7 protein-coding genes are annotated in these 15,175 nt (G+C 40.9%); 4 read left to right on the forward strand and 3 right to left on the reverse strand.

Annotated features, from left to right (window positions below):
• The first annotated feature begins 310 nt into the window (after positions 1-310).
• The 3 genes from RMY27_RS25330 (at position 311) to ilvD (ending at position 5,176) form a co-directional block, all read left to right on the forward strand.
• Complete coding sequence (locus RMY27_RS25330) at positions 311-1,009, forward strand: hypothetical protein (protein ID WP_322667631.1); 699 nt, start codon at positions 311-313, stop codon at positions 1,007-1,009.
• A 1,219-nt stretch (positions 1,010-2,228) separates the two neighbouring features.
• Positions 2,229-2,891, forward strand: a complete 663-nt coding sequence (locus tag RMY27_RS25335; RefSeq protein WP_322667632.1) for a calcium-binding protein — start codon at positions 2,229-2,231, stop codon at positions 2,889-2,891.
• Positions 2,892-3,490: 599 nt separating this feature from the next.
• The gene (gene ilvD / locus RMY27_RS25340; protein WP_322667633.1) at positions 3,491-5,176 is read left to right on the forward strand and encodes a dihydroxy-acid dehydratase; all 1,686 of its coding nucleotides are present in this window, start codon (positions 3,491-3,493) and stop codon (positions 5,174-5,176) included.
• 175 nt (positions 5,177-5,351) lie between these two features.
• Here ilvD and RMY27_RS25345 read toward each other — a convergent pair whose 3' ends face one another.
• The 3 genes from RMY27_RS25345 to RMY27_RS25355 form a co-directional block, all read right to left on the reverse strand.
• Entirely contained in the window at positions 5,352-5,990 is a 639-nt protein-coding gene (locus RMY27_RS25345; protein ID WP_322667634.1) for a Uma2 family endonuclease, read from the reverse strand.
• 280 nt (positions 5,991-6,270) lie between these two features.
• Positions 6,271-8,166, reverse strand: a complete 1,896-nt coding sequence (locus RMY27_RS25350; RefSeq protein ID WP_322667635.1) for a sensor histidine kinase — start codon at positions 8,164-8,166, stop codon at positions 6,271-6,273.
• A gap of 98 nt (positions 8,167-8,264) precedes the next feature.
• Positions 8,265-14,150, reverse strand: a complete 5,886-nt coding sequence (locus RMY27_RS25355) for an AAA family ATPase (protein ID WP_322667636.1) — start codon at positions 14,148-14,150, stop codon at positions 8,265-8,267.
• Between the two features lie 214 nt (positions 14,151-14,364).
• Between RMY27_RS25355 and RMY27_RS25360 the strand changes: the two genes are divergently transcribed.
• The gene (locus RMY27_RS25360) at positions 14,365-15,090 is read left to right on the forward strand and encodes a pyridoxine 5'-phosphate synthase (RefSeq protein ID WP_322667637.1); all 726 of its coding nucleotides are present in this window, start codon (positions 14,365-14,367) and stop codon (positions 15,088-15,090) included.
• Positions 15,091-15,175: the final 85 nt, after the last annotated feature.

A 15,175-nucleotide genomic window follows, 5' to 3' on the forward strand; every position in this document is an offset into this window, starting at 1 on the left:
AGATTACTCTTGGCATAATTTTGATGCCAGATCATCAATACATCTAGTGCTTGCTAAATCTTCAAACTTAACAGCAAAGACCTGTTCCAATCAGGTGCGGTTGAGTTATCTCTTTGCACTCGTTATTTCTTTGCGTTGTTTTCTTGGTGTTGCTGAATGAAAGCGTGAAATTTCAAAATTCAATATTTAAAACTGTTTCCTTTACACCTTTGGGGGAAACCAAATTCATACTCTTAATCAGCAACACCGTTTTCTGATAGGAAAGTGACGAGGTTATTTTTTACCCACTAAGTTCAGGAGAACCTTACTAATGGCAATTATCAACGGTACCAATTTTAATGACAACAATACCATCAACGGTTCCCCACTAATCTTTCGCCCTGCCCTAAATGGGGGTGCTGGCAGCGATATCCTTAACGGGAACGTCGGCGACGATATCTTAAATGGGGGTGCTGGCAGCGATATCCTTAACGGCAATGCCGGCGACGATAGTCTAGATGGGGGTGCTGGCAGCGATATCCTTAACGGTAATGCTGGCAGCGATACCCTTAACGGTAATGCTGGCAGTGATATCCTGAACGGTAATGCTGGCAGTGATATCCTGAACGGTAATGCTGGCAACGATACCCTAAATGGGGGTGCTGGCGGCGATATCCTCACTGGCGGTGCTGGGACTGATTCTCTTACTGGCGGTGCTGGCAACGATATTTTCGATTTCAATTCAGTTTCAGATAGCCCTACTGGTTTGTCACGAGATGTTATCGCTGACTTCGCTGGAAACGGTATCTTTACAGGCGATCAAATCAATCTATCTAACATTGATGCTAACTCCAGTGTAGCGGGCAACCAAGCCTTCCTTTTTATAGGTTCTACCGCATTCTCAGCAGCCCGTCAGGTTCGTTATTCAGCAGGTATTCTTCAAGCTAACACAGATGGGGATCTGTCAGCTGAGTTTGAGATTGGACTGACAGGAGCACCATCACTAGTGGCAAACGACATTATCCTCTAATCTAATAAACCTCTTGCAAAAGCGCTCAACACCCTACTTCTAAGAGCAAGCGCTTAGGAGTGGGGTTCTTATTTATGATTTATACAAGAAGTCTAATATTGAAGAATAATTTAGGTGCAAACCCAAACATACTCCAACTGTGAGAAAATTCACTAAGCTTTAACCTGTCAAACATCTAAATACTAACAAAGTTGCTTATATCAACTGCACCTAACAGAAGCACATCTAAAAATAGAAAATTACCAATGCTTGCCAAGGTTTGATCGTGCCGCGTATGCATGAGAAAATCTGTTAATGCAATCGCAACAGTTGTGATGATGCCACAATAGCAAAATGTAACGCTAGGAAGGCAGCGATGTCTACGATGGTCGCTGAGCCAAGTCGAAGTGCGGGCTACGCCTACGCACTGGTCTAACAAGAGAATGGCACTAAGTTAAAATACAGTCCCAATCTGGGGAGGCTCTGCCTCCAGTGACTTTACCAGAGACAGCAGCCCTCTCGAAATACATTTCCCGTCTTAAGACTGGGAACGAATTCAAGTTACATAAATTTTTAGGCTTTTCTTTGTGTCATTCGTCTAACAAAGCTTTTAACTTATTGGCAATTATTTGTTATATATAACTACAGAAACCGCTAAACAAACATCAATATGCAAAACTAACTCTATCTCTATAAAGGGTTACGATTTTATTTTGACCAGAGAATAAAAAAGTTAATTACTCATTTTTCTATTTATAAAAAAGTCGGCTGGATGATGCTACTATGTATTGTTATTATAAATACAGTAATAAGATTCTAAAGCCTATATAATTACGTAGATAAAAAATCTACTTATTCCTTAGTATTTCCCAACTGCAACAACTGAAAACATAAGGTACAAGGACATCAGATGATTTTTTGTAAGATATTGATGTAAACCTCATAAAATACATCTAGTACTTCTTAAATATTCTCAAATATTCTCAAATATTCAAACTTAATACTAAAGACCTGTTCCAATCAGCTTTATTCAAGAATATATTCGGACTCTTGATCTTTTGACCTAGTTTTGTCAACATTACTGAATGAAAGTATAAAATCCCCAAATTCCATGTTTGAAATTGTTTACTTTATGCATTTGAAGGAAATCAAATTCATACTCTTAATCAGCAATGCCGTTTTATAATGGGGAAGTAAAGACGTAATTTTTTCCGCCTCTAAGTTTAGGAGAAACTCATCAATGGCAACTTCAATATCAATTTCTTCCGGTAGCGGCAGTGTTAGAGCCAGCTCTAGTAGCAGTAGCAGTAGTAGCAATAATGGTCAGACCGATAACGTTAATGTTAGTGGTGGCAACGGTACCCTTATAGGTGGTAGTGGCAACAGTTTACTTAACGCTGGTAATGGCAATGATAGCCTCTTTGGTAATGCAGGTAACGATACTCTTAACGGTGGTGGTGGCAACGATAGGCTGAATGGGGGTACTGGCAACGATATCCTCACTGGCGGTACTGGGAGTGATAATCTTATCGGCGGTGATGGAAATGATGTCCTGACCGGCGGTAGTGGAAAGGATACTCTCACTGGAGGATCGGGTAATGATATTTTCAAGTACAACTCAATTTCTGATAGTCCACTTTCGTCACGCGACATAATCGCTGACTTTCGTGGAAATGGTACCTTGGCAGGCGATCGAATTGATCTATTTACTATCGATGCCAACTCCACTATTGGGGGCAACCAAGCTTTCACTTTCATTGGGAGTGCCCAATTCTCCGCACCCGGCCAAATCCGTTATTCAGGAGGTATTCTCGAAGGTAGCATTGATGGGGATCGGTCGGCTGAGTTTCAAATTCGGCTTATAGGATCACCACAAGTAGTGTCAACTGACCTCATTCTTTAATTTAATATTCCTGCCTTGAAAATAAGGCAGCAGGCAGATCGCTTTTGGCGTCTCCCCTTGGGAGAAGGCAGAAGGCACTAGAGAATGAAAATATCTTTTTCCCAGTCCTCAGTCCCTAGTCACTATTTTCAAGGCAGATATAATTTTGAAGAATAACTCTAGTGCAAAGTTAGAGTGTCTTCAACTTTGCACCGGAATCAATATCAATATACTAAGCTATAAACGTTGGAAAGTCAGAGCCTCAGCTTGGGGCAATGACTTTTTTTCATATTTAAATCCATATCGCTATCCGTAGTACCGCAAAGCAGAAGTCAAAAGTCAAAAGAATTATATTCCAAGCTCTTGCGCTATTTGAAATGGTATGTTTTTTTACGCAATTCTATACTAGTATTTATTTCCGGCACTCTAGATGTCTAACATACAAAAATCATCCCTATTTTACACAAACGTTTAGATGAAGATTTATTCTAATTAGGGCTGACCAAAAGACACGGTGAAACATAGAGAATTACTCATATTCGATCGCACCGCCCAGGCATGAGAAAATCATCAGGTAATACAATCGCAACAGTTGCGATGATGGCACAGAAGGAAAAAAGATGTCGGAGAATTTGAGAAGCCAAGTAGTGACGCAAGGAGTGCAGCGATCGCCTAATCGAGCTATGCTGCGTGCAGTTGGTTTTAAAGATGAAGATTTCAACAAAGCCATTGTCGGTATTGCCAATGGCTATAGTACGATCACTCCCTGTAATATGGGAATCAATCAACTGGCACAAAGGGCAGAAGTTGGTATTAAAACTGCCGGGGCGATGCCGCAAGTGTTCGGCACCATTACCATTAGCGATGGGATTTCGATGGGAACTGAAGGGATGAAATATTCCTTAGTGTCGCGGGAAGTGATTGCTGATTCCATTGAAACCGCCTGTACTGGACAAAGTATGGATGGTGTGCTGGCGATTGGCGGTTGTGATAAAAATATGCCAGGAGCAATGATTGCAATGGCCCGGATGAATATCCCGGCTATCTTTGTTTACGGTGGCACAATTAAACCCGGTCATTACAACGGACGCGATTTAACTGTTGTCAGTTCTTTTGAAGCTGTTGGTCAATACAGTGCTGGAAAAATAGACGAAAAAGAATTATTAGAAGTTGAAGGTCGGGCTTGTCCGGGTGCTGGTTCCTGTGGGGGAATGTTCACAGCTAACACCATGTCTTCAGCATTTGAAGCGCTGGGGATGAGTTTGCCCTATTCCTCGACAATGGCGGCGGAAGATGCCGAAAAAGCCGACAGCACGGAAAAATCAGCATTTGTGTTAGTCGAAGCCATTCGTAAACAAATCTTGCCTCGTCAAATTATCACCCGCAAATCTATAGAGAATGCCATCTCTGTGATTATGGCCGTGGGTGGTTCCACCAATGCAGTGCTGCACTTTTTAGCGATCGCTCGCGCCGCTGATGTAGAGTTAACCATAGACGACTTTGAAACTATCCGCGCCCGCGTTCCCGTTTTGTGTGATTTGAAACCAAGTGGTAAATATGTCGCTACAGATTTGCACAAAGCTGGTGGCATTCCGCAAGTAATGAAAATGCTACTTGTGCATGATTTATTACACGGTGATAGCCTCACCATCAGCGGTCAAACCATTGCAGAGATATTAGCAGATATCCCAGAAGAACCATCTGCCAATCAAGATGTGATTCGGACTTGGAATAACCCGATGTATCCTCAAGGACATTTAGCTATCCTCAGAGGTAATTTGGCAACGGAAGGGGCTGTTGCCAAAATTACTGGGGTGAAAAAACCAGTAATTACCGGGCCTGCACGAGTATTTGAATCAGAAGAAGCCTCTTTAGATGCAATTTTGGCTGGTAAGATTCAAGCTGGTGATATTCTCATAATCCGCTATGAAGGGCCTAAAGGTGGCCCTGGAATGCGAGAAATGTTGGCTCCCACTTCGGCAATTATCGGAGCTGGTTTGGGTGATGCGGTGGGATTAATTACCGACGGACGTTTTTCTGGCGGTACTTACGGCATGGTGGTTGGTCACGTTGCTCCAGAAGCGGCAGTTGGTGGGGCGATCGCGCTTGTAGAAGAAGGCGATAGTATTACTATTGATGCACCCGCTCGTTTATTGCAGTTGAATATATCTGAAGAAGAACTGGCCCGTCGTCGTGCCAACTGGCAACCTCCGGCTCCGCGTTACACTAAAGGCGTGTTGGCGAAATATGCCAAATTGGTATCTTCTAGCAGTATTGGTGCTGTAACAGATTTGGACTTGTTTTAGTTAACCTGACATTATTTGAAGCACCTACACTGTATCATCAGGTCGGTGTAGGCTTCCTAATTCATAGAAAGTGCAGAATATTGGAAGCTAGAAGCTATGCGATCGCAGTAGTTATATTAATTTATTCATTGTAATCATTTTTCAAATTAGTATTAATTATCTCATAAATCATCAACTATAAATTATTTTTGACCCAATCTCGAAAATTACGCATAGCTTGACTTCTGCCAATTGTTAAACACTGCTGAACATATTCATTGACTAATTCAACAATTGGGATATCAGGAAAATTAGGACTAGATTCAGATTTTATATACTTACCTTCTTTTAGCAAATAAATTTCTAAACCTTGCTGTGTATATCGCCAAAGTTCAGAAACTCCCAAAATTTCATAATTCTCAAATCGAGTCCGAGAAGTAATATCAATTTCGATTGCTAAATCTGGTGGTGGGTCTATATTTAAATCAATGCGATTTTTCCCAATTACAGCAGCTTGATTTTGAATATAAAAACTGGTATCTGGTTCTACTGCTTGCAGCATTCGCTCATTTTTAAGTGTTGTGGAACCAAAAGGCTCAAAATCAATTTGGAGTATTTCTAACAAAATTTTGACTAAATCACCAATCAGTTCTTTATCTTTTTCGTGTTCTGGTAGGGGAACCATAATTTCTAACCAACCATGACTATAAGAAATACGTGCAGCAGGACTTTCTCCCATTTCTTCTAAAATATTTTCTAACTGCTGCCAACTAATATCTTTAAGCAACATTTGTTGCCCAGCTTTAACAATAATCTGTTGCAGTTTTAAAAGCATATCACCTCAGAGAGTTGATGTAGTAATTTATGTAGCCGATAGAATTTACAAATCAGCTTTCTTAAAGTATATCGCCCCTGAGCATGAGTGTAGATATTATCTAAAAAAATCAATGTAATGGAAAATACATATAATCCCAATGCAACTCATTATTCGTAAAGCTTCTGGCAAGGATATTCCGGCTTTAGAAGCTTTGATTTAAAACTCAGTGAAAAATCTCCAAGCTGCCTATTACAGTCGTGAACAAATGGATGGCGCTCTTAGATATTATCAGTAATTTTTACTTTTTACTTGTTAAAGGAATACGGATGGTAAACTCTGCTCCATATCCTGGGATTGAATCAACTTTAATAGTTCCTCGATGTTTATCTACGACAATTTGATAAGCGATCGCCATTCCTAATCCGATTCCTTTACCCACAGGTTTAGTAGTAAACATATAGTCAAATACTCGTTGTTTCACTTCTTCTGACATCCCAATACCATTATCGGAAATCTGAATAATCACTTGTTTTTCATCAGTGAGTTCAGTCTGAATGTCAATTTGTCCTTCATTGTTTACTAACAATGACTCTTCTACAGCATCAATTGCATTCACTAGAACATTCATAAACACCTGATTTAGTTGCCCTGCATAGCATTCTACTAAGGGTAAATCACCGTACTTTTTAACGATCTGAATTTCTGGTTGATTAGGTGTGGCTGTCAGGCGATGATTCAGAATCATCAGAGTGTTGTCTAATCCTTCATTAATATCTACAAATTTCATTTCTGCTTCATCAAGCCGTGAAAAATTACGCAGCGACAATACAATCTGACGAATGCGTTTGGTTCCCACTTGCATTGATGCCATTAATTTAGGTAAATCTTCTGCTAGAAACTCAATATCAAGGTCTTGGACGCGATCGCTAATTTCTGGCGTAGGATTTGGGTAGGTTTGTTGATAAAGCTTGAGCAAATCGAGGATGTCTTGGCTGTAAACGCTTGCATGGTTGAGATTGGCATGGATAAAATTGGCAGGATTATTGATTTCGTGTGCCACTCCAGCCACTAGTTGTCCCAAGCTAGACATTTTTTCGGTGTGGATAAGTTGAGCTTGGGTATTTTGCAATTCTTTCAGGGTTTTGCTGAGTTGTTGCGCCTGCTGGCTAGAAATCAAGGCGCGATCGCGAATCTGTTCATATAGTTGCACTTGTCGCCATGCACTAATCAACCCAACCAATAGCAATCCTCCCAAAACTGTAGCCAACAGGTTCAACGCCTGTAATGGCGATTCAATATTTTCTTGTGGCACTATTAACGCTACTGACCAATTTGCCTCTCTCAGAGGAGCGTAAGCAACATAGCTCCATTTACCATTTAGTTGAACCAATTCAATATTTGTGCGTTTAGCTACCATTTTTTGAGTAATTTCAACTAATCTGGGATTGCGTGAGTTGAGGAAACTCTTGGCAGCTTTTTCGGGTGTACCAATTAGTTCTGTATTGCGATGAGCAATGGGAACTCCTTGAGAATTCAGGGCAAAGGCATAGCTACCCTTACCTTGATGTAAATTGCTAATAACTTCAACTACCCGATTAATTGGAATTCCTCCCATTAATACACCTGCTGGCTTTATGCCTGTTTCGGCAGGAATCGGAGTACTAATTTGAATCTGTAACTGTTTAGTTGTGCGTCCAATAATTGGATCGGCTGCTACTGTTTCACCCGCCATACTCCGCTGAAAAAATTCTCGGTCTTTAACATTGAGATGATCTTGGTGAGTATTGATTAATGTACCATCTGGTATGCTTAATGCCATGAGCAAAAACGTTTGCAGCCGCTTCACCTCAGATTGCAAGTAAGGTTCCATCACAGACCAATCTAGCGATCGCACCACAGCAGAATTTGCCAAAGTCTTAATTTCTGTCTTACGAATGGCTAACCAGTTATCAATATCATCCTCACCTTGCAGTGTTTTTAGCAGTGCTTGCTCCTTAAGACTATCGAGCAGCAATCCCTTAACAATTTTGTAACTAGTGATAGCTGTGGCGCTAATGCTAATAGATAAAATCACCACAATTGATAATAATACTAAGTTTCGCGATCGCCATTTAAATGAGTAGTATTTTTTGTTTATTTTGGTACTCCATCGAGGATTTATTTTCAACCAGAGTTTCCGCAATTTAAGCATCATCGTCGCTTTCCTCCAACCTAAAATTTAAAAAGCAAAAAGGAAAAGTGCCGAGTAAAGTAGAAATTACTCAGCACTTAGCACTTAGCACTCAGCACTAATTATTGTTGTTGAGTAGAGATTTCAATGACAAACTCTGTACCTTTTCCAAGTTCGGAAGTGCAAGAGAGTGAACCACCATGTGCTTCTACCACAATTTGACGAGCGATCGCTAATCCTAATCCAGTACCTTTTCCGACAGGTTTGGTGGTGAACAAATGGTCAAATACTTTTTGTTTGATCTCTGGTGACATCCCCACGCCATTATCAGCAATCTTAATCAAAATATTCTGACCTGAGTCTCCTACACAAGTTTGAATGGTGATGCAATTGGGGTTAGCAAGAATCGCTTCCAAACTCCGTTCTGTATTATATTGTTCAAGTGCATCAATGGCATTTGCTAACAAGTTCATAAACACCTGATTAAGTTGTCCAGCAAAGCATTCCACTAGTGGTAGCTTGCCATAATTCTTTACTACCTCAATTCCTGGACGGTTTTCATTAGCTTTTAAACGGTGTCTGAGAATCAGAATAGTGCTGTCAATGCCTTCGTGAATATCAAAAGGAACTTTATAATCCTTGTCTGCTCTGGAGAAGGTTCGCAAACTGTTACTGATACTGCGGATACGGTGAACACCCAATTTCATCGAGTCCAGCAACTTAGGCAAATCTTCGCGTAAATAATTCAAGTCGATGGCATCAATTTCGTCTTGAATATCTAAATCGGGATTGGGAAACTTTTGTTGATAAAGATTAATTAGTCCAAACAAATCTTTAACATAATCTTTGGCTGGTTCAATATTACCAGCAATAAAGCCCACAGGATTGTTTATTTCATGGGCAACACCTGCTACCAAATTACCAAGGGCAGACATTTTTTCACCTTGAACTAATTGCAATTGCATCGTTTGGAGTTCTTGCAATGCTTCTTCTAATTGTTGTTTTTGCTGTTGTAGCAATTGTTGTGCTTGCTGGCGTTCGGTGATGTCTTCAGATGTGCTAAGGATGCCAAAAACGTTTCCTTCTCTATCTTTTAGAGGAATTTTATTTGTATTAGACCACTTTTGTTTTCCATCTGCTTGCTGCACAGTTTCGATAATGTTGAGTTCCGCTTCCCCAGACTCAATGATGCGGCGATCGCGCGCTACAAAAAAATCTGATTGCTCACTAGTCCAGGGAAGGTCGTAATCTGTTTTACCAATAACATTTTCTGGCACTCCTAAACCCCAAGTTTGCGTAAAGTTATGGTTACAGCCTAAATAAACACTATTGCAGTCTTTCCAGAAAACAGACTGGGGAATATTTTCGATAATTAACCGCAAAAATTGTTCAGTCTGTCCCAGGTTTTCTAGAGTATTTTGTGCTTGCTGATAAAGTCGGGCATTTTCTAGGGAGATTGCAGCTTGAGTGCATAATAGATTGAGAATTTCGACGCGATCGCTAGTAAACGCTCCAGCCATCAGATTGTTTTCTAAATATAAAATCCCTAAGAGTTTCCCTTGATAAAAAATTGGTGTACACAGCAAGCTTTTGGGTTGCTGACGAATAATATAGGGATCGGCTATTAGCGCCGGATGCAATGCTATATCAAAGATAACAGTAGGTTCCAGGCTGCGTTTGACGGCGTAAATTAGGCTATGAGGAACGTCTGCACTATCTTCCACAAAAATGGACTGTAACACCGTTGATTGCTGCCCAACTTGAGTAGTCGCCTCAACTACCAATCTACCTTCTTTAAGTAGTAGTAACGCACACTTATCTGCCCCAGCATTTTCAATCACCACTTGCAGCAGCTTCGTAAGTAATTTATCAAGTTCAATTTCACTGGAGAGAGTCTGAGAGGCTTTTAAAACTGTTGCCAAATCTAGCATTACTGATGTGTTGCTGCTAGAGGTTACTGATTTATGAATACTTGGGTGGAAGGTAGCAATACTGTCAATATTTGCGAACGTCTCATTGGGTGTGAGTAGTGAACGCTTCTGTTGTAAAATCGGGGCAAGCAGTTGTGGATAACGCTGTTCTAAGTCATCGACTTTGGCTTTAGCATCCCAGCGAGTGTAGCAATAGTAAGCATTAATCAAATACTCTTGAGCAATGCGTTCTTTGCCCCATTCTAAATAGAACTTGGCTGCAAGTTCGTTGGCGAGAGCTTCTTCGTTTACGTATTCATTTTCTTTAGCTTTAGCAATGGCGCGATCGTATGATTCGATTGCATCCATATACTTGCCAGAAATTCTTGCTATTTCGGCAGATAACAAGAGATATCGATGTAGAAAGTTGTCTGGACAACTATTCGCCCAATTTTTCTGAATTTGTTGATGCTCTTGAATAATGTCCCAATACTGCTTTTTCTTCTCTAATGTCACATTGGGATAGAGAGCTATCAAGCTGAGTGGATAATAGAAATGATACTGAATAATTGGGAAGAAACCAGAGTTACAAGCAAGCGTTTTTTCAGCTTCTGCTGCTGCTTGCACAGCATCTGCGTAGCGACCATAAAGGTATGATAACTGGATTTTGAGAAAGCAGTACCAATTAATTCCATGTTCAAAGTTATTCTTCTGTCTCCACACTTCGATATAAGGAATATCTTCGTTATTGCGATCATCTAATAAATCGGTGTTTTTAGATATATCTTGCAAATTCAATAAGAACTGCCTCTGTAAAGTAAATGCATACAGCATATTGACATCATTAACCTGTTGGACATAACTCAGATATTTTTCAGTTTCCGCGTAAACATCTGAGAGGCGATCGCCCTTAATTAACATTGCCCAAATCAAAAATGAAACCGCCCAAACACCAAACACCAAATTTCCATTTTCTTGACATATTTGGAATGATTCTTGAGAAAGTGACAAATTCGTTTTTAAATGCTGATTGTAGGGATTTGTGGTATGTGCAAAGATATTATTAGTCTTAAAAATAAATTGGCTACTATTGAAGTGACGATCAAGCTTTAGTGCTAATGTACCGAACTCATAAGCCGTTTGATAATTGCCTTGATTTGCCAGGCTCATCCCATATAAACAGTAAGCAAAACCAGAGCTTTCTGCATTGCCATATTTCAACGATAAACCGATCATTAATGGAGGAGCCAAGCAACTAAGGTATTGATCTCCTCCCATATAAGCTGCTGCCCAAAGATCAGCTAAAATACCCATACAAACCTTTTGATCTCGATCTGTCATCTCAGGCAGATCGAATAAATCTGATATACGAACCGTTTGCAGTTTAGCTTTTAATTCTTGAAGTTCAGTTTCGATCGCTGCTTGCTGTTCTTCAGAAGTGACTGGCAGATGCATCCCCATAATGCTCAAACCTTTTACCCCAGCTTCAATACTAGCTGCTATATTTTCACCCTGAGTCATTTTCAGATACATCTGAATCCTATAAATATCTACTTGTTCAAACCTATCTTGGCTTTGAGCTAACGCTATATCAAATATTTTTTCAGCTTGGTCAAAGCTGCCAGTAAGATATTCACATTCGGCGGATTCTCGATGTAACTCAAAGGTAATTTTATAATTATTTATCCAGCTTTCCTCTATTAACAATCCTCTGCCTAAAGTGAAATATTTTAGGGCTGCTCTATAAGCAGTAGAAGCTTTTGCTTTTTTACCAGCAATTAGATTTAGTTGAGCAAGTTCATCTCTTTGGGATTGTTCATCAATTATGTCAATTCCCTCATTTAGCTGATTAACAATGTCAAAAATACTGGTTTCAAGCGCTTCAGGTGATGTATTGTTTAACAGTAATTGCCCAATCTTGAAATGAGTAGCTTTTCGTTGAGATTCAGGGATAAGAGAATAGGCCGCTTGTTGAACACGGTCATGAAGAAATCTGTAAGAGCAAGATTCAGGAGAATTATATTGCTGAAATTCGGAATTCTGAATTATAAATTCAGACTTATCATGGTAGAACTTATAAACCTCATTTGTGGGAATAATCAACCCATCTTGTACAGCTTTCCAAAAATTTGTGGCTGTTTCCAACTGAGATTTTTCATGGACGATCGCTAATGTCTCTAAATCAAATTGGTTTCCTACACAAGCTGCTAACTTCAAAACTTCTTGAGTTTCTATTGACAACTTCTGAAGTTGAATTGCCATGAACTCTACTACATCATCGGTAAGAGCGAGCGATCGCACCTGAGCAATGTCACATTCCCAATAACTACCATTAAAATTAAATGTAATTAGTTGATCTTGATGTAGCACTTTGAGAAACTGGGTGCTGAAGAAAGGATTCCCTTTAGTTTTGCTCAATACTAATTCTGTTAAAGGTGTGGCTAAAGCTAAAGAGCAACTCAATGTATCTGCAACCAAATGATTGATAGAAACCCGATCGAGAGGTAATAAGGTAATTGTATTGACTGTGGCATCTAATTTCTGAATCTCTTCCAAAGTCAGCATCAGCGGATGTACTGAGTTGACTTCATTATCTCGATAAGCACCAATTAACAGTAGATAGCGGATGTCAGCTTCGCTCATTAACAAGTGCATTAATTTTAAAGAAGCAGAATCTGCCCATTGCAGATCGTCAATAAAGATCGCCAATGGATGTTCTGATGCAGTGAAGACTTGAGTGAATTTCAAAAACAGCGAATTGAAGCGATTTTGTGCCGCACTACCAGAGAGTTCTGGCGCAGCAGGCTGTTTACCAATCATACTTTCCAGTTCTGGAATCACCTCAATCATCACTTGTCCGTTCTCACCCAAAGCAGAAAGAATTTTGCGCTTCCATTGCTCGAATTGGGCGTCAGTTTCACTCAGCAGTTGCCCGATTAAGTCTCGAAAAGCTTGCACAAAGGCAGAGAAAGGAATGTTGCGCTGGAACTGGTCAAATTTACCTTTAATGAAATAACCCCGTTGTCGCACAATTGGCTTGTGGACTTCGTTCACCACAGCAGTTTTGCCAATACCAGAGAAGCCTGCTACCAACATAATTTCGCTGCTTCCTTGGCTGACTCTCTCAAAGGCATCCAGCAAGCTTTCAACTTCAGCTTGGCGACCGTAAAGTTTTTCTGGAATGATAAAGCGATCGCAAATATCTCGTTCACCTAATTGAAAAGATTTAATTGAGCCAATTTCGTGTAATTGAGACAAACATTTTTCTAAATCAAATTTCAGCCCTAATGCACTCTGATAGCGGTCTTCAGCATTTTTCGCCATCAACTTCATCACAATCTGACAAAGAGCTTCGGGAATTTCTTCTTCCCTCCTGGCTCCTAATTGCTCTGGTTGCTTGGCAATATGACAGTGAACCAACTCCATCGGATCGTTAGACTCAAAGGGTAGATGTCCAGCCAGCAATTCATAGAAGGTAGCGCCGAGGGAATAGTAATCACTGCGATAGTCAATTCCGCGATTCATCCGTCCGGTTTGTTCGGGCGAAAGGTAAGCGAGAGTACCTTCTAAGACGTTGGGACTGTGAATTTCGCGGGTTTCTCTAGGTAAAAGCGAGGCAATACTAAAGTCAATCAACTTGACTTGCTTAGTTTCCGGGTTGATAAGGATGTTAGCAGGCTTAATATCTTTATGGATAACCCGATGGCGATAGAGTCCGTCAAGAATATTGCTCAGAGCGATCGCAATATCCAAGAACTCTGTCAAAGTATATTTGCTCGCCATTTTTTGATTGAGCCAATCTCTGAGGGAAATGCCACCAAAATCCTCCATCACCAAAGCATAGCTGTTGCGGTAAGGTTCCAGGCTGTAGGGACGAACAATACCGGGTAGGTCAAGATTTTTAGCAATAGTGTACTGATTACGGAACAGCAGCAGTTCATTGAAGGTAGGATACTCTTCCTGGAGCAGTTTAATCACAACCGGAAGTCGATCCGCCTCTCGAATAGCACGGTAAACTAAGGTTCTAGAGCCTGCATAAAGTTGTTCGCTAATTTGATAGTTCAAAAGCTTGTCCATCGGCTCAACTGCTGTATTCATACTTCATCAACTCTTGTGAAATCAGCTACTTATTTAAAGTAGTTTGCCCAAGGATAAGCTTTTGCTAACTCAGTTTTCTTTTGGGCGACACCGAAAAGCCCGTTGTCGGCATCGCATTTTACGTGTGTAATCTGTCTGTAGCTTATTAAGCAAAACTACCGCTATTTCCGGTAAAATCAAGTTCTAAAGACTGTGGATTTGGGAGAAACTTGGGGTGCCTACACTTGGCGTTAACATTGACCACATCGCCACTATCCGGCAAGCCCGGCGGACAGTGGAACCAGACCCAGTAGCGGCGGCGGTACTGGCAGAATTAGCAGGTGCAGATGGAATTACGGTGCATCTGCGTGAAGATCGGCGACATATCCAAGATCGGGATGTGCGGATATTGCGGCAAACAGTGCGATCGCATCTTAATTTAGAAATGGCCGCTACAGATGAAATGCTCGCGATCGCTCTCGATATCAAACCAGATTACGTGACTTTAGTCCCCGAAAAGCGCGAAGAAGTGACAACAGAAGGCGGACTAGATATTGCCCTCCAAATTGCTAGAATAGGTAAAATCGTCGATAAATTGCAAAGCGCTAGCATTCCAGTTAGTTTATTTATCGATGCCGAACCAGCACAAATTGAAGCATCTGTCAAGACACAGGCGCAGTTTATTGAATTGCACACCGGACAATATGCTGAGGCTAAAGATGAAACAAATCGCCACCGAGAATTAGCCATATTAGCTAAAGGTTGTGAACAAGCAATTCAAGCCGGATTACGAGTCAACGCTGGTCATGGACTCACCTACTGGAACGTCTATCCAGTGGCTGCGCTTCCAGGCATGGAAGAACTGAACATTGGTCATACCATCATCAGTCGGGCAGCATTAGTAGGTATGGAAAGGGCAGTCCGCGAGATGAAGCAAGCTATAAGAGGGAATGGGGTATAGGGCACAAGAGGCAGAGGGGCAGAGGGGCAGAGGGGCAGAGGGGAATAACTTACTGCTCCCCTGCTCCCCTGCTCCCCTGCTCCCC

Origin of the sequence: Nostoc sp. DedQUE09 (assembly GCF_034530915.1) — a bacterium.
Taxonomy (GTDB): Bacteria; Cyanobacteriota; Cyanobacteriia; order Cyanobacteriales; family Nostocaceae; genus Nostoc.